At 55.6% G+C, this 22095-nt stretch carries 12 protein-coding genes; 1 reads left to right on the top strand and 11 read right to left on the bottom strand.

Going from position 1 to position 22095, the window contains the following annotated elements:
• Positions 1-7: 7 nt before the first annotated feature.
• Positions 8-1036, bottom strand: a complete 1029-nt coding sequence (locus E1757_RS19710) for a zinc-dependent alcohol dehydrogenase (protein ID WP_246079305.1) — start codon at positions 1034-1036, stop codon at positions 8-10.
• 172 nt (positions 1037-1208) lie between these two features.
• A complete protein-coding gene (locus tag E1757_RS19705) occupies positions 1209-1880 on the bottom strand; it encodes a GntR family transcriptional regulator (protein ID WP_133231224.1) in 672 nt (223 codons plus the stop codon).
• A gap of 340 nt (positions 1881-2220) precedes the next feature.
• Here E1757_RS19705 and E1757_RS19700 point away from each other — a divergent pair, with 340 nt between their 5' ends.
• Positions 2221-3327 (top strand): ParB/RepB/Spo0J family partition protein, encoded by a 1107-nt coding sequence (locus E1757_RS19700; RefSeq protein WP_133231222.1) that lies wholly within the window; start codon positions 2221-2223, stop codon positions 3325-3327.
• Positions 3328-4035: 708 nt separating this feature from the next.
• Here the strand turns inward: E1757_RS19700 and E1757_RS19690 are convergent.
• The 9 genes from E1757_RS19690 to E1757_RS19650 all read right to left on the bottom strand — a co-directional run bounded on the left by E1757_RS19690 (position 4036) and on the right by E1757_RS19650 (position 21864).
• Positions 4036-4905 (bottom strand): sugar phosphate isomerase/epimerase family protein, encoded by an 870-nt coding sequence (locus E1757_RS19690; protein WP_133231220.1) that lies wholly within the window; start codon positions 4903-4905, stop codon positions 4036-4038.
• A gap of 48 nt (positions 4906-4953) precedes the next feature.
• Positions 4954-5973, bottom strand: coding sequence for a Gfo/Idh/MocA family protein (locus E1757_RS19685; RefSeq protein ID WP_133231218.1), 1020 nt, complete (start codon positions 5971-5973; stop codon positions 4954-4956).
• Positions 5974-6014: 41 nt separating this feature from the next.
• A complete protein-coding gene (locus E1757_RS19680; protein ID WP_133231216.1) occupies positions 6015-7733 on the bottom strand; it encodes a type 2 periplasmic-binding domain-containing protein in 1719 nt (572 codons plus the stop codon).
• A gap of 303 nt (positions 7734-8036) precedes the next feature.
• On the bottom strand, positions 8037-8918 hold the full coding sequence (locus E1757_RS19675) for a carbohydrate ABC transporter permease (RefSeq protein WP_133231214.1): 882 nt from the start codon (positions 8916-8918) through the stop codon (positions 8037-8039).
• Between the two features lie 46 nt (positions 8919-8964).
• Positions 8965-9921 carry an ABC transporter permease gene (locus E1757_RS19670; RefSeq protein WP_133231212.1) on the bottom strand — a complete coding sequence of 319 codons (957 nt, stop codon included), beginning with the start codon at positions 9919-9921 and terminating at the stop codon, positions 8965-8967.
• Between the two features lie 132 nt (positions 9922-10053).
• On the bottom strand, positions 10054-11154 hold the full coding sequence (locus E1757_RS19665; RefSeq protein ID WP_133231210.1) for an ADP-ribosylglycohydrolase family protein: 1101 nt from the start codon (positions 11152-11154) through the stop codon (positions 10054-10056).
• Between the two features lie 24 nt (positions 11155-11178).
• Positions 11179-12276 (bottom strand): ADP-ribosylglycohydrolase family protein, encoded by a 1098-nt coding sequence (locus tag E1757_RS19660; RefSeq protein ID WP_133231208.1) that lies wholly within the window; start codon positions 12274-12276, stop codon positions 11179-11181.
• A 534-nt stretch (positions 12277-12810) separates the two neighbouring features.
• Positions 12811-13173, bottom strand: a complete 363-nt coding sequence (locus E1757_RS19655) for a cupin domain-containing protein (RefSeq protein WP_133231206.1) — start codon at positions 13171-13173, stop codon at positions 12811-12813.
• Positions 13174-13386: 213 nt separating this feature from the next.
• Positions 13387-21864 (bottom strand): glycoside hydrolase family 94 protein, encoded by an 8478-nt coding sequence (locus tag E1757_RS19650; protein WP_133231204.1) that lies wholly within the window; start codon positions 21862-21864, stop codon positions 13387-13389.
• Between the last annotated feature and the right edge of the window lie 231 nt (positions 21865-22095).

Raw genomic sequence — 22095 nt, 5'->3', positions numbered from 1 at the left:
CCTTCGACTAAGGTTTGAATAGCACTTTAAGCGAAGCTTCCGGATCGGCCATCAGCTGAAAACCCCGCTCCACCTGCTCAAGCGGCAAAATGTGGGAAATAAACGGCGATACGTCAATCGCTCCGCTGGTCATAAGCCGGATCGCCTTGGCAAAATCGTCCTTGCTGTAGCAGCGTGTCGTCGTTAGCGAGAGCTCTCTGAAATGCATGGCGGCCAAATCGATCGTCGGCGCCTGCTTGTATACGCTCACGACAACGACCTGTCCTTGCGTCCTGACCGCTTCAATCATTTGATTGGCCGTTAGTTGGCTGCCGGCTACCTCGAACACGACATCCGCACCGTTGCCGCCGGTCCGTTTGAGCACCTCCTCGGTGACGTTCACTTCTTTGGCATTCAGCGCCGTCAGCCCGAATTGTTCAGCCTTTTTCAAGCGGTAAGGGCTAATATCGGAAATGATGATTTGGCCGGCTCCCGCCTGCTTGGCCATGAGCCCGACAAGCAGACCGATCGGGCCCGCGCCAAGAATCGCCACGTCATCGCCCACCTTCAAAGAAGAACGGCGGATCGTGTGCACGGCGACGGCTACAGGCTCAGCCATAGCTGCATGCGTGTCGGTCAGCTCATCCGGGATGCGGTGAAGCCGGTCGAGCGGAACTGCGGCATATTCGGCAAAACCGCCGTGTTTATCGATGCCGAGCAGCTTTAACGTTTGGCACACATGAAAAGCCCCCGAACGGCATGCCGCACAGGAACCGCAGCTAAGCGTAGGCTCGATGACGACGCGGTCGCCTGCCGCGAATGAGGATGGACTGCCGATGCTGTTGATGCTTTCGATCACGCCGGAAAATTCGTGACCCATGGCAAGCGGCGCTTTCGCCCGTGGATGCTTGCCGGAATAAATCATCATATCGGTACCGCAAATGCCGGCGAACGCCACCTTGATCAACGCCTCCCCCGGCTGCGGCGCCGGTTTTTCGATGGAATCTGCCTTCACTTGCTTTTCGGAAATGTACAAGCCTGCCTGCATCATGGTCATTTTGGTGAGCTCCTTCTCCCATATTTAAAAAGCTATTACTTGTATACCTGTCGACAACTTAAATTATAAATAACGAACCGCCCGTTGTATAGAGCTTTTTTGGTAAAAAGTGACTGCCTTCATAAACCGCAATCACCCTTTGCACATAACTGTCGAGAGGTACGGTTATCGCTTAAAACAAACTCTCGCCCCACGATTTTTTCGTATCCAAAAAATGCTCCTGAACGATGCGGCTGATACGGGCGGCGTCACGAGACGCCAAGGCGTCCAAGATGAGTCTGTGCCGGGTAATCATCGGCTTGATTTCCTGCTTGTTCGCAGCAAACCGCTGCTCCGTAGCAACCAGCAGAGCGGTCAAAATCACATACCGGATATTGTTCCATAAATATAAAATTCGCGTGTGCCGGGCGCTTAAAATAATCGTTTCGTGAAACAGCAGATCGTAATGGGCAAACAACACCGGATCATGATGACTCGCAGCGAGCTCCATTTTATCCAAAATCTGGCCAAGCTCCTTAACTTTCAGCTCATCGTAAATGTCGGCTAAACGCTGCAGCGCAAAGCCTTCGAATAAAAATCTGACATCGTTCAGCTCCTCCATATCCTGCGGCTTCAGGCCGATGACCACGGCGCCCATTCTTTCCATTCGAATCAAGCCTTCGTTGGCTATGATTTTCAGCGCGTCGCGAATCGGCGATCGGCTCGTCCCGAATTCGGCGGCCAGCTGATTTTCGGTTAATACGGACCCGGGGGCCGTCGTCCCGTTAATAATGCGCAAGCGGAGCTCGCATGAAATTTTTTCGCCGAGCGAATCCCCTTGCAGCCATATGGCTGGAAATTGCAAGCCGTCTCCCCCCATTTCCTGTCTGTTTGTCGACAATTTTGTAGTAATATCATACATGATGCGGGTGCATCCATCTACTCCTTTTTCACCTGCAATTTCCTGGATGTCCCCCTGACGCATATGTTCCGCGCAAACGCCCGTCATACTTGAACTCATACCCGCCGATCCGTCAGATCCGCAGCCTCAAGCATCAAGTATCGTTAACCGTATGCGCAGATCATAACGTTTTCACGATCCGGGCTGTAGTATATAATATAATTATTTGGTACAGATTGATTCAAGCCTCCGGAAGCTTGCCCATTGTCCGGGGACTTTAGTAACGAACGATAGGAGAGCTTACATGGACATTATCGAAATTGCCACGGAATTGATTATCGAAGATACCGATCAGCCCAGATACCAGTTTAACGAACAATCGCTTCAGGAACTCATCGAAAGCATCGGGGAGCTCGGCCTGCTGTCTCCGATCAAAGTGCGGACCGTCCAGGACGGCCGTTATAAAATCATTTACGGAAACCGGCGGTACAAAGCCTGCAAAGCACTCGGCCTGCCGGTGATCCCCTGCATTGTCTCCCAAGTATCGGACGAGCTGGAAATTTATTTGGAGCAAATCGCGGAAAATTTGACGCGTGAAGGCTTTTCCCCAATAGAGGAGGCGGAGGCGTTCAACAAGCTGTTGAACGATCCGAAATTCAGCAGCTCGATCAAATATTTGTCCAGCAAACTGGGCAAGCCGGAGTCCTATATCAAAAATAAATACGACCTGCTGAAGTTCGGCGATTCCGTCAAAAAGCGGATTGTGAGCGGCACCGATATCCGTAAGGACATGCTGACCGAGGATCAGCTGCTGCCGATTAAAGATTTGCCGATCGAACATCGCGATCCGCTCGCTTTAATTATTGCCCGGGACGAGCTGCCTGTCAGCGACGTCAAACGGATCGCCCGGCTGTTCAAGGATAAAACCATTTCGTCCGGCACCAAGGACAAATTATTGTACAAATCGGGCCCTGAGCTGCTGGAAACATGGTCCGTATTTGAACAAAATAAAGCGGAGCGGACGAAACCCGCCGCTAAGCCGAAAGCGGCGGCGAAAACGCCGGCAAATGCGGAAACCGGAATGGAGCAAGCGTTGACAGTTGCGGGACATGCCGAGGCTCAAGCGTCGGCGACAGCAGGACATGCCGGGGCGGAGCAAGCGTCGGCGACAGCAGGGCATGCCGGGGCCGCAGCGGCCCAACCATTGGAAAATAAGCTGCGCAAGCTGTTGACCTCCCTTTCCGACTGCAGCCCGGCGGGACATGATTATAACGCTGCGCTCGTCGGCGATCCGGCCGCTTTTCAGATCGGCGTCGAAGCGCTGATCGAAGGTTTGGAGAAGCAGCTCGAAGCATGGCGGCAGATCAAGGCGAAGGCTGCGGGCGAAGCGGCCGCTTCATCGGAACGATGACGAAGGGGCCATAAATAAGCTTCCGCTTGGTTTGCTTTTACTCTCAATAAAAGGAGAGGGATTGCGTGTCAAGATTTGCACAAAAATATGAAGAATGGATGCAAACGAATATCGCACAAGAGACAAATGACAGGAGGCGTGAAAATTCGTCTCAATAGATGTGCTGTTCGAGTTGACTTGGCTCGAAGCGGAAGTCGTACGCTTTGCCCGGCGCCTGCCGCGGCCTTTCACACCCATGGAACTGGCTAGACACCTGAGGATCACGGACCGTCATGCCCGGCGGATCTTGCATAAATTGGTTGATCTGGAAATTATAATTGTGTCGAGCGGAATAATGAGGTATCGGATGTATGGCTTACGGACTGAATAGCCCCTATTTGAAGAAATGGGGGTGCATAAAAAATGTAACGGACCGCAGGAGACTGTCGATTAATAGGGATAAGGGCTTGGAGAATGGCTTCAGGGCGAGTTTTTTATTGCATTGTTACCGAAAAGTATAATGAAATCAAGACAATAAAACGTGTTTGAGCTTCGCCGTTCCCGTCCTTTAATCGACAGTCTCCTATGGGGCACTATTGATTGATACAGACCGTTATTGGGCAGATTTTTGCCTTATAAAGACATCTGGTGTCCGTTACATTAGAGGCGAGTGCATTTTGAAGAAAATAACGGCGATGAGGTCCGATAGGTAGTCGACCGTCGCGGTCTCTATTCAAGCTCAGCCGCAAACAGCGACTTCAGATAAGCCAAATCCCGCTGCTCCATGCCGTTGTAATCGCAGCCCGGCCGGGCTGCGCCATGCGGCGGATTGAGGCAGATGACCGGGCTTACGCCATCGGCCGCAGCCTGCTTGCACATCGCCGCAACGGGCCATGACGCATCCTCCAGCGATGATTTCCACTGAAGCTCTCCGGTGACCGGATGCTTAAGGCCCCCTTTCACATGCAGGTAGCCGATCAGCGGCCGAAGCTGCGCGTACACATCCATCGTCGGAAAAACGCCCATTTGCCATAAATTTTGCACATCAAAGGTAAAATGCGTATGATCCGGACGGTCCAGCCGTTCGAAAAATCCGGTTATTTCGTCAACCGAACCGAGAATATTGCTTTGCGGATCGTTTTCAATCGTAACCATGACGCCTTCCTCCCGAAAGCGGTCGATGACAGAACGGTACGCCTCGAATACCCATGGATGATGCGACTCCATATAGCGGATGCTGTCCGTAATGGAATGGCGCTTCGAGGACTTGGCGGACAGCACGCGGAGCAGCTTAGGCTTCAGTACAGCGGCAACCGTCGAGGCCCGCTCGATCAACCGCTGATGCGCCGTCCGGAATGAAGCCTCTCCCTGCTCGATATCATCCTGAAAGATGGCCGTGGACATGCAATACACGTATTGCCCGCGCCTCTCCGCCATAGCGATCGCCTGTTCCGCCTCGATCCGGGTCAAATCGAACACCGTTTTGCCAAATATCGAGTCCTTCAAATCCAAAGCCCGGATGCCCCAACCGGCAAGCCGGTCCAGCGCCGCGGCAAAATCGCGGGAAGCCATCGAGTTAAGCATCGTCAGTTCAGGCATAACCCGCCTCCTTTCGGCCAAGCCGGACTAACCCAGGAACATAAGCCATCATGCATCCACCACGATCTGCTTGCCCAGAGCGGAGGACTCGTAAGCGAGCCCCAGCGTCCGCATCGAATTGACGCAAGTTTCGAGCGGGTACAGCGGCTCTGTCCGGTCCTCGTAATAATCGAGAAAATGGCGGATTGCGGCAAAATTGGATTGGCGAAACCAGTCCGGCGCTTGTATTACGATGTCGTTCGACGTTTTCGTCTTGTGATAAAGTGTATTCGTCCCTTTGTCCCCTCCGACCTCCACGATGCTCAGGGAGCCGTTCGTACCGTGAATTTCTTTGCTGCGATGCGTTCCGTAGTCGGACGTCCAGCAGCCGATAAAATGACAGAGCGCTCCGCTCTTGAACTCCATGATGACAGCGGCATTATCGTCGCCCTTATTCGGATCGTTCGCGACCAACTGCCGGTTGACGGCCGTAATCGCATGTAAATCGCCAAAAAAATAATGAATCAGATCGAGCAGATGCGAGCCGGAGGAAAACAGGCAGCCTCCGCCGCACAGCGCCGGGATTCCGCGCCAATGATTCGGATTAAGCATCGAAGGCAGGTGATTGGCGAACAGAGTGACGAAGCCCAGCACCGGATTGGCAAATTCGCCGCTGTCCATCATTTGCTTCGCTTTTTGATGGGCGAGATCGAACCGCTGGTGATATTTGACGAACAGCTTCCGCTTCAGTCTGCGGGAGGCGTCCACCATGTCCTGGGACTCCTGTGCATCAAGCGCCATCGGCTTCTCGCACAATACCGCCTTGCCCGCTTCCATCGCTTGGATCGAAACCGGTTTATGGAGAAAATTAGGCGCCGTAATGTCGACGCTGTTCACATGGGGATCCAGCAGCGAATCCTCATAGCGGGCCGTCACGTTAGGGATGTCATATTCGGCGGCATATTGACGGGCCCGGTTCAGATCCGGATCGCAAATCCATAACACTTTGGCGCGGGGATCGGATTTGTACGCCTCCAAATGCATTCTGGCGAATCCTCCCGCACCGACCAATGAAATTCCGATTGTCATGCTCCAGCGCCTTCCTTTCCCGGGAAACGTTGTAACTATCTTTATCTTTTCTTATACCGCTCCAAGGCAGCCTGATTGATCTGTATCGCTTCGTCGATTTTCATCTGCTTCAACCGCGCAATATAGGCGTCGAAATTCGAAAGCGGTTCCGTTCCGTTAATGAATTTGACAAACATCGAGTCCGTATACGTGTACACCTCGTTAATGATCGAAGCTAGCTTCGTCGACTCCGCCGGCGTCGGCGTTACCGGAGGCAGCTGGCGGTCGGTCGAAGCCTTCGCCCACAGCACGGAGGCTTCCTTCTGTTGGGGATATGAAAGCACCTGTTCAAAGTAGCGGGCATCCTGATCGAAGAAGCGGCCGGAGCCGGAAGAAAAGGCATATTGATTAAGCGCATTGACGACAGGCAGATTCGGGTCCTTCAGTACCTTGTCCGTATATTTCGGGTATCCGTTTTCCCAGTTGTACGATACTCCTTCGATGCCAAAGTTCATAATATTATGGCCCCATTCCGACCAGCCGGCCGCATCCATCCAGGCGACCGCTTCGGCCGACTTTTTCGACTTGCCCGAAACCGCATTGCCGGAACCGGTATAAGCGCGCGAAGCGTCCTTGTGAAAATTGTAATTTTTGCCGTCCTTCGCTTTCGGCATAGGCGCACCGACGATTTTGAAGCTTGGATCGTCCTTCATCAAATCCATCAATCGTCCCATACCGCCATTGAGCAATGCGCCCCACGCTGCAATCTTATGACCGGTCACTTTGGCGTCGAACTGCTTGGCGTCGGTTGCCGCAAAATCCGGGTCGATCAGCCCTTCCTTGTACCATTTGTTCATCGTTTCCAGAAACTGTTTATATTCCGGATCGGCCGGTCCGAATTTGACCTTGCCGTCCACCTGATAAAATCCGTAGGTGTTGCCCCAAGCGCTCATGAAATACGCCAACGGAAGATCCGAAAAATTCGGCTTGGTCGTCTGGTTTCCGAACGGAATGACGCCTTTGCCGCCCGGATTTTTTTCCTTGAACGCTTTCAGCACGGTATACCAGTCGTCGATCGTTTCCGGCACTTTCAGACCCAGCTGTTCGAGCCAGTCCTGCCGCAGCTGGAAGCCGAATACGTAACGAAGCCAGTTTTCGCTGCGCACGAGCGGGAACGAGTATATGGTGCCGCTATCGGTGACGATCTCCTTTTTAATATCGGGATGATCGTTTAAAAATTGTTTGAAATTCGGCGCATACTTGTCAATGAGCTCGTTGAGCGGAAGAATGACGCCGTCGTTCAGCGCTTTTTCCGGACCGCCGGGGTAGGATGCCCAGCTGGAGGTCATAATATCGGTCAAGTCGCCCGATGCGATCATCAGGTTGAATTGTTCGTTGACCATGCCGGACGGCGGATGCTTGAAATTGATTTTGACGCCAGTTTCCTTTTCCAGCAGCTTGAAGGCTTCGACTTCGCTGTAGTTCTTTTTCGTTGCGGAGACGCGGGCGTCCAGCTCCACAAACCAGGAAAGCTCGACCGGCTTGTCGAAGAGCGGCAGCTTCGGCTTTTTGGCGTTGCCTGCGGCAGGGGTACCCGGAGCCGGAGCGGTTTGCGGCGATTTGGCCGCTTCCTCCTTTTTCGGCGGCTCTCCGGGCGCGGGATTGGACGTGCTGCCGCCTGAGGAGCAGGCTCCGGCCAGCAAAGCCAGCGCGACCACCATCGAAAAGCTGAATCCTTTGTTCATTCGGTTCATTCGATCGATTCGGTTCATTCGGTTCATGCGTTCAGCCCCCTTTCAAAATGATTCATAAATAACTTGCTTCCGTTTTTTCATCCAAGGATAAACGGCTTCGCCGTCATTTGGTAACGAGCGCGTTTATCAAGGCTGCGCGAAGCAAAGTCTAAAATCTTATACTTTCATCGTCCCGGAAAAACAGCTGCGCCGTCCTTGAAGGGCGGGTGCGTTTATCAACATCGGCAAAGCAAAGTATGGAACTTATGCTGCAATCAAAGAAAAAACGGCTTCGCCCCTCAAGGACGAGTGCGTTTGTCAAATTCATTTGTACCGTTAACGACGCAAACGTCATTCCTTCACCGCGCCGACCATAATGCCTTTGGCGAAATATTTTTGCAGAAACGGGTACACGCATACGATCGGCAGCGTCACGATGATGATGGTCGCATATTTGATCGTCTCACCGACGGGCATTTGGTCCAGCTGCGCCACGTTGCCAGCGGTCATCGTATCCGTGCTGCTTGCAATCAATATTTCACGCAAAATCAATTGAATCGGAAACAGCTCGCGGGTTCGCAAATAAATGAGCGCCGGGAACCAGGAATTCCAATGCTGTACCAAATAAAACAGCAAAATGACAGCCATGACGGGCAGCGAAAGAGGAATGAAGATACGGAATAAAATCGTGTAATCGTTCGCGCCGTCGATTTTCGCCGATTCCTCCATGCTTTCGGGCACCGCCCGGAACGCCGTGCGCATCACGATCAGGTTGAACGTGTTCACCGCGGACGGCAATATGATCGCCCACGCGGAATCCAGCAGTCCCAGATTGCGGACGTTCAAATAAGTGGGAATCAGGCCGCCGGAAAAAAACATCGTGAATACGATCAAAATCATAATCGTCGTCCCGCCGATCAAATACCGTCTGGAAAGCGCGTAGGCGCCCAGTGCGGTGAGCAGCATATTGATGACCGTACCGGCAAAAACGTAAAACAGCGTGTTCCGGTAGCCGGTCGCAATCATCGGATTTTCAAAAACGAACGTATACGTGTTGAGCGTAAAGCCGTGAGGCCACAGCAGCAGTCCCCGGTATTGGGCGACGAACTTTGGATCGCTGAGCGACGCCATTAACACATATATAAACGGATACAGCGTAACGACGACCAGTAAACAAAGCAGGATATAATTGCTCCCGTCGAATACTTTCTCGCCCCAGGTTTTTTTGTACATGGACTGCCTCCTTACCGAAGCCGATCTGCCGGAAGGTGTGCACCGGTTACCATAATGAAGATCCGCTCAACCGACGTGACAAACGATTGACGAGTACGAGCAGCGTAAAGTTGATGACCGCATTGAATAAGCCGACGGCCGTGCTGTAGCTGTAGTTCATTTCCAGCAATCCCTTGCGGTATATAAATGTGGAAATGACGTCCGCCGTATCGTAGATCAGCGGATTGTACATCAAAATAATTTTCTCGTAGCCGATCGACATCATGTCGCCGACCCGTAAAATAAGCATGATCACAATTGTCGGCAAAATGCCCGGCAGCGTGACGTTCCATAGCTGCTGCCAGCGGTTCGCGCCGTCAACCCGCGAAGCCTCGTACAGCTCAGGCGATATTGCGGTCAAGGCCGCCAAATAAATGATCGAGCCCCAGCCCACGCTTTGCCAAATGTTGGTGGCGATATAAATCGTCCGGAACCATTCCGGCTTTTGCATAAAAGGGGTCGCCCCGCCCCCGAGCATAACGATCAATTGGTTGATCAGCCCGTCGCGCGACAAAAAATCAAGAACGAGACCGACGATGACGACGAGCGATATAAAATGGGGCAAATACGAGATCGTCTGCACCAGCCGTTTAAACCTCAGATGCGTAACTTCATTCAAAATCAACGCGAGCAGGATCGGGGCGGGAAACCCGAAAAGCAGGTCATAGAAGCTGATCAGGACCGTATTCTTCAATAGCTGCCAAAAATAGTAGCTGTTGAAAAACTCCCGAAAATGATCGAGTCCCGCCCATGGGCTGCCGAGAATTCCGCGCAAGGGCGCGTAATTTTTGAAGGCGATAATAACGCCATACATCGGGAGATAATGAAAGATCAAGTAATATAAAACGACAGGCAGCAGCATGATGTAGACATGTTTGTTTTTGGATATTTCGGCCAGCCGCCTGCGCCGGCTGGCCGAAGCCGCAGCTGCTGCCGGGATGGCGGTCGCCGGCTTCGACTGCATCGATAGTCCCCCTTTCCTTGCTTGGCCGGATCACATTTTATGCTTAAATCCCGGCTTCGGTCTAAGACGTCAAGCGACAAATGCCCGCTGCGCCGGCGGCGGATCGTTCGGACGGCTGCGGCTGCGTGACTATCAAAGCAGCTGCTTAAGCGATTCGACCGTATTCCGCTGCTGCTCCAGCGTATTCAAGGCCGCCTCGTAGATGCCTTCGGCCGCTTCCCGGGCGGTGCGTCTCGAGACGGTGTACGGGTCGTTGGCCGCCGCATATTCGACCGTTTGCACCCAGTCGGCCGGCACCGCCCCGATTCCGTGCAGCGCTCCCGCCAGGCTGGCGCCGATATACGCTTTGCAGTCGGTATCGCGGCCCAAATTGACGGCATACAGGATCGTCTCCTTGGGCCGGCCATCGGCGATCCAGAAGCAGGCCAGCCCCGCCGAGAGCATCTCTACCGCATTGGACATCGGAAAGCCTCTGTACTTGTCGTCGTACAGCGGCCTCAGATCTTTCCAGCTGTCGGCGTTTTTGGCCCAGCCGAGGCCGAGCTCCACCTCCTTGCGCGGCACCTCGGAGAGGCAAGACAGCGCAACATCGATGATTCCGTCGACGGATGCTTCCGGACGCAGCGCCTCGGCCGCCGCAGCGGCCACAGCGGCGCAAACCTCAAGCGCATAATTGCCCGGCACGCCCCGCACATCCTTGATTCTGCCGAGCTCCAAGGCGTCCTTGGCCGCCTGCTCGGGATTGCAGGCGTTCACCATGCCGACCGGCATTATCATTTTGGTCGTGCCGATAAAGCCCGGCCACGAGGCGAACTTGCCCACTTCCCAGGGCGGTATGCCGGCTTTCAGCGAGTAATAAATAACTTGATCCTGCGGCCCGAGCGAGAAGCCGAATTTGGCCGGATCGATATGCTCCACCCACGATTTGGCCAAATCGATAATATCGATTCTTCCGCCCTTCCGGATAATGGCACTGGTCACGAGACGATGCCGTTCCATACCGTCCTCCGTCATGCCTGCGGGTCTATGGTGGGCATGGCTGATCAGATCGGGTCCAAGCCCCCATGTGTTTTTACGAACTCTCGCGTCACGAAATTGAGGCAGGCATGTATCGATGAAGCCCCATTTTTCTTCAATCTGCTTATACGTATAACCTTCCGGAACATCGCCCATCGCGTTGGCAATCGTACCTGCCGCCTCGCAGCCGTAAATCCGCTCAAACAATTTCGTCATCGTAGGTACCCTCCCTATTTATAGTCAGCGGCTCTGCGCGTCAAGCTCGGAAACGACTCTTTGCATCTCGTTCATCGTATGGATGGCGGCCTGGTACAGCCCTTCCGCCGCCTGCTTCGCCGTCCGCCGGGAGACGCTCCAAGGGTCGTTGGTCGCCACCTCCTCGATCGTCCGAACCCAATCGGCCGGTACGGCTTCGATGCCGCGCAGCGCTCCGGCCAGCCCGCCCGCTACATATGCTTTGCAATCCGTATCCCGCCCGAGATTGACGGCGTACAACAGTGCCTCGCGCGGCCGTCCGTCGGCCATCAGGAAACAGGCCAGCCCGCCGGACAATATCTCGACCGCGTTGGAAATGCGCTTGCCGGCATAGTGTTCGGCATACAGCGGACGAAGATCCTTCCAGCTGTCCGCCTGCTCCGCCCAGTGCAGCCCCTGCTGCACTTCCTTCAGCGGAACCTCGGTCAAATAGGAGAGCGCCGTATCGATAATGCTCGCGACGGTCGCTGTCGGCTTGAACGCCTCGGCGGTCGCTGCGGCGATGGCGGCGCATACCTCCAGCGAGTAGTTGCCCGGCACGCCGCGCTGATCCTTGATTCTGCCGAGCTCGAACGCGTCCTGGGCGGCCTGCTGCGGGTTGCAGGCGTTGACCATACCGACGGGCATGATCATCTTCGAAGTGCCGATCAGCGTCGGCCATGAGGCGAATTTGCCCACCTCCCACGGCGGCACGCCCGCCTGAATGGAGTAATAAATAATTTGATCCTGCGGCCCGAGCAGATAGCCGAATTTGGCCGGGTCGATTTCCGCGGCCCATGTTTTGGCCAAGTCGATAATATCGATGCGGCCGCCTTTGTTCAAAATCGCGCTGGTGCACAAGCGGTGGCGCTCCATTCCGTCTTCCGTAGTCCCCGGCGGACGGTAATGCTCCTTGTAATGGAAGACGGGACCCAGATCGGCATGACGGATATGCTCCTTCTTGTGCTGCTCGTAAAATGTGTCGACGAAGCCGTACTTCGCCTCGATTTCATGGTATGACAGCCCTTCCGTCACATCTCCCATCGAGTTGCCGATGGTGCCGCATGCCTCGCAGCCGTAAATTTTGGAAAACAGTGCATTCATCTTTTTTTCAGCCTCCTTTGTCAAATTGATAAACCCGTATAAATCTTAGACAATGTAAGCGCTTCCTTGAATTGCCTCGATTCATTCTCCGTCAACCGACAACATTCGTTTGTATGCGATAATGCAAATTTGCGGTTCAGTTGGAAATCCGGTTGAACGGCAATCAAGCAATCGGTTTAGGAAATCGGTTTTCCTTACTAAATGTATTCTGCCTGAACCAATTTAGTACTTCTGCATGAAGATTCAATTTCGTCTTTTGAAGCCGGCCGCCCATAATATGGGACGGCAGCCGGGCCTGCCTGCAGCAGAGTCCGAAAAGAAAAGACTGGCCGTCGGCCAGCTCCTTGTATAACACCACGCGCAATTGCGCCGGTTCTGAAACGGGTGCGGAATCGAACGGAGCGGCGAACCGCGATCCCCGTATGACATGCTTGCAGCGGCAGTCACATAAGCTTCGCGGCTGCGAATAAGGCGCTCCGCGTCTTTCACTTGTTCGCGCCCGTTGCCCATCGATCGGCCGGCCGGAGAAACCGCTTATTCCCCGATCGTCTGCCGGTCAGGGGATGAGTATGCGATGATCATCCGGCACGGCTCCCAGCTGGTTGTTGTCGCGTTGTGCGGAATATTGCGCGGAATTCGCAGCATCATGCCGGGCTCAAGGTGAAATACTTCGTCCCCCAGCGTATGATCGCATTCGCCGGACAGTACAAAAATGATTTCTTCACAGTTCGGATGAATATGTCTGCTGTTGGACTGTCCCGCATGTATGTATACCATGCCGAATGTCATCTCCGCTGCCGGGTCGATATCCTGTCCGCAAAGCCATTGGATTTTACCCCAATCCATATTCAACAGCCTCGCCGGGTCCTGCATTCTAAGATCGGTAATCGTCGCCATTCCATCATTCTCCTCTGTCCGATAGTTTGGTTGATCTCTGCCGACATGCCGTTTCGGCAGTATAGCTACTTTATCTATACTCATCTCTCCGTCACATTATTAAACTTTGTTGACCTTCGTTCATTATTATTTTTCCGGATCCGCGGCTACGGGGAATGAAAAAAAGCTACCCCTGCGAGCATGCACATGACTGCCGGGATAGCCTTCCATTATTCATATAATCAATTCGATGCTGTGGGCTTGTCCGTCGTCCTGCAAACGGATGTAAGGACCGTCCACATAGTCGGCGTGCCCGTCAAGGCTGACTTCCTGCCCGTCGATCGTCAGCATCGTTCCTCCGCCCGATCGATGCGACGGATTTTTGACGGCAATGCGGTATTCCGTGCCGCCGTAACGGTAAGTGGCCGAAAACCCCGGCCATTCGCTCGGAATGCACGGACGGATGAACAAACGGTCACCCCTGCGCTGCAGGCCGAGAATCCATTCGACGCCGGCCTGATACATCCAGCCCGCGGCGCCGGTATACCATGTCCAGCCGGCATGCCCGCGATGGGGCTTCTCCGAATAGACGTCCGCCGCCATAACGTACGGCTCGCCGGCATACTGCCGTACTTCCGCCGGCGTCCTTGTATGCATGACCGGGTTCAGCATGTGGAACAATTCGAACGCCTTGTCGCCGTCCTTTAACCCGCACCAGGCAATAATGCTCCAAATGACGCCGTGCGTATACTGGCCGCCGTTCTCGCGAATGCCGGGAGGGTAGCCTTGAATGTATCCCGGGCTTGGCTCCGTACGGTCGAACGGCGGGGTCAGGATGTGGGCGATCGACAAACTGCGGTTTACAAGCTCGCGGTCGAATGAACGCATCGCCTGCTGCGCTTTATCTTCCGCCGCCATTCCGGAGATGACGGACCACGACTGGGCAATGGAATCGATGCGGCATTCCCCGTTATGGACGGACCCGAGCCATTGTCCGGCATCGGTAAAAGCGCGCCGGTACCATTGTCCGTCCCAGCCTTGTTCATTGAGCGAGGCTGTCAGATTCCGGCGCTCGCCGCGGTAACGCTCCGCCCGCTCATGCTCGTCTCTGCGCTCGCATAATTCGGCCATCCGCCGCAGCACGTCGCCCAGAAACCAGCCGAGCCATACGCTCTCGCCGCGGCCTTCGGCGCCGACGAGGCTCATCCCGTCATTCCAGTCTCCGATGCCGATCAGCGGCAGCCCATGCTCGCCAAAGCGCAGCGCCCGGTCCAATGCGCGCAGACAGTGTTCGTATACCGTCCCGCTCTGGCCGGACCGTATCGTTGACTCGTAACGCTCATGCTCGTTTTCCGCCAACGGCTCGCTGTGCAGAAACGGCACCGTTTCGTCCAGCACGCTGTCGTCCCCGGTATGCTCGATATAGCGGGCCACCGCATAAGGCAGCCACAGCAAATCGTCGGAGAAGCGGGTACGGATGCCTCGTTCCGTCTCCTCATGCCACCAATGCTGCACATCGCCCTCCACATACTGATGCGCGGCGTGAAGCAATAGTTGTGTCCGCGTCAAGTCGGGACGACTGTGCAGCAGCGACAGCGAATCTTGAAGCTGGTCGCGGAAGCCGTAAGCGCCGCCCGCCTGATAAAAGGCGGTGCGCGCCCACATTCGGCAAGCAAGCGACTGATAGAGCAGCCAATTGTTCAGCATGACATCCATCTCCGGGCTCGGGGTTGCGACGGTAATCGTCCCCAGCACGCCGTCCCAAAAGCTTTGCACATCCGCGAAAGCCCGCTCGCAGGCGCCGGGCTGGCGATATTTGTGAGCTAGCCGGACAGTCTCCTCGCGGCTAGCTTCGCAGCCCATCAATATATAAACGGTCTGTTCCGAGTTCGGCTCCAAGACCAATTTAGTTTGCACCGCACCACATCCGTCGTACGACGGACCGGTCGCGCCCGACAAACGAACCCTGTCCATCGCCGCGGGACGCTCAAAGGTACGGTTTCGTCCAATAAATTCGAGACGGTCTCCCGTCCAGGACAATGCCTCATCCGGTTCCGAAGACAGCGTCTGACGGCCTGGACGCTCCGGCTCCGCCGATGCTCCCGGATTTGAATTTGCCGGCAGTGCGGACGCGTTCGAATTCGGGCGCGCCGATTCCGCTGGCATTTCAAATTCCGGATGCACGGTCAAGAAAGCCGTCGCATCGCGGAAATTTTCCTGATACGCATTGCGCGCGAGCAGCAGCCGGCTGCCGGCATCCCATTCCGTGACGATGAACGGCGCGCTCCCTTCGCGATGCACGCCGAGCACCCATTCGGCATAATACGTGACGGACAGCTTCCGCTGCTCGGAGGTCGTGTTCTGCAGCCGCAGCCGAACCAGCTTGACCGGATCGTCCATGGGCACGAATACCGTCATCTCCTGCAGCAGACCGCTGCGCTCATGCTGGTAGCGCGTATATCCGCGTCCGTGCGCTACCTTAAAAGGAATGTCCACTTGCGTGCGCGTCGGCGCCATCGGCCAATATTCGCCGCTTGCTTCATCCCGGATGTAACATACTTCCCCGGGCGGATCGAGAGCGGGATCGTTGGACCAAGGGGTCAATTTGCATTCACGGCTGTTCCGCCACCACGTATATCCGGTGTACAGTTCCGAAACAAGGCAGCCGAACTTCGGATTCGCCACTACATTAATCCATGGAGCCGGCAAATAGCCGCCGTTTTTCAGCGTGATCCGGTACTCCTTGCCATCCGGCGTAAAGCCTCCCGAGCCGTTAAAGAACAGCAGCTCCTCCGCTTCGACCGACGTTGCCGGCGCGAACCGGTTCAGCGGAGCCGTTGCCTGCAGCGGATGCGGCTCCCTCGTCGGACGGTTCGGCGCAGACGCTTTCAGCTGCGCCTTCAGGCTCGGACCGTCCGCGCGCAGCACGAGACGGCCCACTGAATACAGCAAAGCCATGTCTTCATCCGGAATTTGGGCTGCGGGCAAAATATGGACGCCTCCCTGCCCTGCGCTGTTCGGCCCGACAACCTGCTCCTTCGTACGCTGAAGAGCTTCCTGCAAGTCCTGCTGGTACCCCGCTGCCGATTCGTTGAGAATGACGAGATCAATCGACAGACCGTTATGCCGCAAATAGACGTAACCGAGCAGAAGCTTTTTAATAAAAGCCAGATTCGATGTGTCTGCTATTCGGGCGATGAGCACCGGCCGGTCGCCGGAAATGCCGTACGCCCACAGCCCCGGCTGTCCTTTAAGGTTCGCGGCTATGCCATTCTCACGCGCCGGCCGCAATGGCGGCGTATATAGCGCGCGCCCGGCCAGCAGCTGATAAACCGCCAAATCCGCGGAAGATACATGCAAATGCTGCAGCTCGATTTGGCTTCGCGTCCAGGCCAGCTGGAATGTCCGCTCCGCCTGCTGCTTCTGCGACAGCTGTCGGGCGATTGCCAGCGCATCCTCTCTGGTCTCCGCCACACCCGTTACAGCGATCAGCCGAATGCGTTCGCCCGGTCCGAGACTAAGCCGCCGCCGCATGACGAATGCCGGGTCGGCTACGGAACCTGTCGTCCCGTCGAGCCGCGAATCGATACCTTTCGGCTTGGATAATGTATGCCCTCTGCCGATAAAACGGACCCGGTCCGTTTCGAATTCCGCCGGTCCGTGAGACGGTTCGCCCGCCGATAGCGTATGAAACGCCCAGACCGACTTCTCCCCGCTAACCCGGGGGCGCTTGCGGGCGAGCAAGCATTCCTCTCCGGACTCGAACTCCGTTTCGACGAACAGCTTGGTGAATGCCGGATGCGCTTTATCGGCATCGGGAGCCGCCAATGCGATTTCAAGAAATGTCGTCACCTCAAAGATACGGGCATCGCTTGCCAGATTGGACAGCGTCAATTGACGGATTTCCGCATTGGACTCGGGCGACACGCAAATTTCAAGCTCGGTCCGCACATCCTCCTGCTCGTTCAAGAATGTGGAGCGCTCCTGCGAAAATTGCACCCGCTGCTTGCCCGACGGCATGCGGCATGGCTGGAATGTCGGCGACCACACTTTATCCCGCGTCACATCGCGGATATACATATAGCTTCCCCATGGATCGGATACCGGGTCTTCCCGCCAACGCGAAACCGCCATCCCTTCGAAGCGGAGAAAGCCGCTGCCGCCATTCGAAACGACGGTTGTGAATGCTCCGTTCGAATGGACGTTTACTTCGGGTACGGGAGTATGGGCGGAAACGTATTCCCGAAGCGGGGCAATCTGCGCCGGCTCCGGCTTGGACATCCGCGACTGTCCCGACAATTCCCGCGTCACGATGAAGTCGCGGGAAGGAACGCGTTCTTGCAGCAGCAGCTCGGCAGCCTGTACGCGTTTATCACGGTGAAAGAAATCGTACATTTTAACCGGCAGCAGCACATTGGCCAAAGTCAGCAGGCTCATGCCCTGATGATGCGCCATAAAGCTGCGGATGATCTTGCAGCTGTCGCCTTCCGGCATTCTTCCTGCGGTATAGTCAATCGCCTCGTAAAATCCATATGTTCCGCGCGCCCCAAGCTGCTCCATTCGGTTCAAATGCTCCAAGCCTTCGCGCATCGCGAACGGCAGCGCCATAATCGTCGCATACGGCGCCAACACCAAATCTTGTTCGAGTCCGCGTTTGAAGCCGAGGCCGGGAACGCCGAAAGCCCGGTATTGATAATTCATTTGATAATCGAACGCATAATAACCGGACTCCGAAACGCCGAAGGGCACTCCGCGCTCGCGGGCATATTCGATTTGCCGTCTTACAACGCCGCGGTAAGTGCTTTCCCAGACTGTATTTCGATACGTGCGCATGATCAGCCACGGCATCAAATATTCGAATATGGTACCGGACCACGAGATCAGTGTCGTTTCGTTTCCATGCTTTTTCACCGTTCGGCCGAGCGCCAGCCAATGGGATACGGATACTTGCCCAAGTGCGATCGCGACAAAGCTTGTCTGTCTCGCTTCGGAAGCAAGCAGATCGTAAAGGATCGAATCGCGTTCGCCGGTGGCCGCATGATACCCCAGGACAAATAATTTCGCCTTATGGTCGTACAGCTGCCGGAAATCGGTTGCGGCAATCAATGCCTCGAAGCGCTCGATCAGCCTGCGGCCCCGTTCCGGCCAATCCGCAGCGCTCTCATGCAGCGGCTCGGAACGTTCCTCCGCCCCGGATTCCGGACGTCCCGGCAAGTCGGTCAGCGCCGTGTCTCCGGGAGCCGTCTTATCAAGCTCGACGGCGAACTCCACGCAGCCCCCATCGCTGCCGGCCGTCGCCCGGGCGGGCTGCCGCTTGAGGCCGGCTTCAAGCCAATGCGCCAATCCCTCTTTGACCGTCATCAGACTGGCCACGAAATTGCCCGAGTCCACGGTGGAGACGTATGCCGGCTGCAGCACTTGAAGCGAGACGGTATCGTACCAGTTGTACAGATGCCCGTTCCATTTATCGAGCCGTTCGACAGTGCCGAGTGTACGTTCCAGCCGCTCCACCAGCTGAGGCGTATCGATAAACCCGAAATTACGCGCAGCCAGAGCGGCAGTCAGCAAAAATCCGATATTGGTCGGGGACGTGCGGTGAGCGACTCCGTTGGGGGGCTCGATCTGCACGTTGTCCGGCGGCAAATAATGATCCCTCTGTCCGGCATAATCTTCATAAAATGCCCAAATTTGTTTGGCCAGCGACCGCAGCTGCTGCTCCTCCGCCGGGCCGAGCGGCTGTTCGTCCTGCCGCAGCGGCTGGTCCAGCCAGCGGACCGCGAACGGCGCCAGCGCCCAGAACAGGCTGACCGCGAGACCGAACCAGAGCAGCCCCCGCTGATGCTGCAGCACGGAAATCAAGGCGAACAACAGGATCCATACATAGCCGCCGCGCACGCCTAGCAGCGCTAGCTGACGGCCCCCGTTATTGCTCCGTTCGATCTGGGACGAGCTGGTCCATTCCAGCATACGGCGTTTGCTGATCAGCAGCCGGTAGAGCGTTTTACCGATCGCATCAAGCAGCATCGCACATTGATACGGCATCGTCCAGACGTCCATGAGCACGTGCAAAGCGGTGGACGCTATTCTTCGCGGATGGCGCACGGCGCCTCGAAGATGGAATATTTGCCGAAAGACCGGCAGCAGCATGGTCGCGCCAATGACCGTAAGCCAACGGCCCGAAGATCCGGGAAGAACGGTCAAGGCAAGCGCCGTAATAATGAAATAGGCGATGGGCAGCAGGCTGCGGCGCAAATTATCGATAATTTGCCAGCGCGTGATCGCAGATAAATCGACCGGGCTTAACTGGCCCCGGCGGTCGCAAACGCGGGGAAACAGCCAGCACAGCAGCTGCCAATCCCCGCGCACCCATCGGTGCATACGTTTCTGGTATGCCAGAAACTTGGACGGATGATCGTCGATCAGCTCGATGTCCGACAGCAGAGCCGCCCGCAAAAAGCCGCCTTCCAGCAGATCATGGCTAAGCACGGTATTTTCTGGAATGCGCTCGCATAACAGCTCGGCAAAAACATCGACGTCGAAAATGCCTTTGCCGGTAAAAATGCCCTGATCCATCGCATCCTGATACGGATCGGAAGCGGCAAACGCGTACGGGTCCAATCCCGGTTCCGACCACAAATAGGCAAGCCGCGAGCGCATAGCCGATTCGTGGCTGATGCCGATCCGCGGCTGAAGCACGCCGTATCCTTCAACGACCCGGGTCCGCGTCTCATTCAAGCGCGGCCGGTTGTACGGAAGATGCATCGTGCCGATCATCCGCTGCGCGCTTCCAAGCGGAAGCTGCGTATCGGCATCCAGCGTAATAATATAACGAATACGCGGGAGCACGCCTGTATCGCCTATCATGAAATCGTAGCTCGTCTCTTTGCTGCCTTTCAACAGCTCGACGAATTCGACCAATTTACCGCGTTTGCGCTCCCAGCCCATGAATACATCCTCACACGCATTCCATTGTCTGCGCCGCTGATACAGATGAAAGGTCGTTTCGCCGGAAGCCGAATATTTGCGATTCAGCTCGTCGATCCGCGCTTTGGCGAATGCCATAAGCGCTTCGTCCTCCGGACGCTTCTCCTCCGCCGCGTCGGTATAATCGCCAAGCAGCGCGTAATGGATGTTCGAATCCCGGTTCGCCAAGTAATGAATTTCCAGCCGATCCGTAAGCTCCTCCGCTTCTTCGGGCGTCGACCAGATCACGGGAATTACAACCATCGTGGCCGCTTCAGAAGGTACGCCATCGGAAAAATCGTAACGCAGCAGCGGCCGCGGACGGAATACGCGCTCGATGGCAAAATGCAGCCAAGTGATCACCCATTCGCTCGCAGGGAAAGCCAGCGCGAGCACAACCGCGACCCACCCTGCCGCCGTATAGCCGTTTCCTCCGCCGATCCACAAGCCGGCAGCGATAATTGCAAGCAGAAACAAGCCCATGAGCATCGTAAAATAAGCGCTGGAAGTCCGTTGCAGCACACCGGCTTCCGGCAGCCGACGGGGCTTGCTGCATGTTTGCAGCGACTGGATCAGCCTCCGGATTCCAGCCGGCTCGTATAAAAAATAAGCCGCGAACGCAGCCCTCGACAGCGCGTCCGCCATAGCCGTAACAGCGCCGGAGCCACCCGTTCCAGACCCGGAAATGCTTTTGCCCCCGGCCGCCTCGCTCCTCTCTCCCGGCTGCAGTCCGGCGCCGGTCCGTTCAATTTCCTCGTTGGCAAGCTCCACGGACTGGGCGGCGAGCAGGTTTTCCGGAACCCGCATGCGGCGGGCCAATATTTCCACACGTCTGAGCATCTCGTTCCGGCTGGAATAATCGAGCTTCGGATACACGCCTGTGCCTTCCTGACGGAGCGTCCGGTCGGTCAGGCTGATCCGTTCGAACAGCTCGTTCCAATCCCGCCGTTCGTTTTTGCGCAGACTGCTGATCAAGTTTCCCGCTTTTACCTGAAACGCGGCCTGCAGCTGATGCTCATACGAAACGATACGGTCGAGGTCTTCGGCGCCATTTTCAAATTTGCATACAAGCCATTCGCGGACAGAGGCGGAATCGTCTGCCAATTCCCGCAGATGACCGATCAAGTGGACAATCCACGGACCGGCTAACGGTACGGATTGACCTGCCGCTTCCAGCTCCGCATTAATCGCCTCCGGGTTTAAACCGGCCGGTCCGATCCGCGCGAGCAGCCTCTCAACCTCAAGGCACACCTCCCGACGGTCGCGGACCAGCTCCATCGTCGCGGCCAGTCTTCCGACCAAGGCAATCCTCAGGAACAGCGGAATCGACCGGGCCTCGGAAAGCGTCAATGCGGAAATTTCCTGGTACGCGTTTATATAAGAAACAAAAGTCTCTTCATTCAATACCCCTTCCGCCTGCTCCAAATAATCGTCGCAAAGCGAATGTACACGCAAAATGCCGTTCTTCCGAAGCCGCGGCAAATAGCCGAGCAGGCGGTCGGATGCCTGATCTTTAACATCCAAAGCCTGTTCCTCGATAAACTCCATATTATCCAGCAGCCATTCCTCCGCCGGTTGGGAGCAGCTTGCGGGATTGTTGTGCAAAGAAGCGGCAAACTCCCTTAATTTCTCTATATGTTCATCGAATTGCTTCCATAAATAGCTGGGTCGGGACCGCTCTACGCTTGGCGTATGCTGCAGCGCAAGCTCCCGCGCTTGTTGGCAAAGTTTGTCCATATTGTAACCCATTAGCCCCTCCGGAGATTCAGTTGTTGAAATCATAATGCGGTGTCTTCGTCCGAAATTCCGGAACAATCAAATTATTCCCAGTTTTGCTTGATTTAATTAGGGGAAATGGATTTTTCATCCTAGGAGGGGCAACGGGAGGGGCGTTTATCCCAAATAAACGGCTTCACCGTACATCGAGAACGAGCGCGTTTGTCAAGATTGTGCGAAGCAAAGTAGAAAAACTTATACTTT

Source organism: Paenibacillus piri, assembly GCF_004354045.1.
GTDB classification, from domain to species: domain Bacteria; phylum Bacillota; class Bacilli; order Paenibacillales; family NBRC-103111; genus Paenibacillus_S; species Paenibacillus_S piri.
The sequence above is the reverse complement of the archived record's forward strand: the minus strand, read 5'-3'. Positions and strand labels throughout refer to the sequence as shown.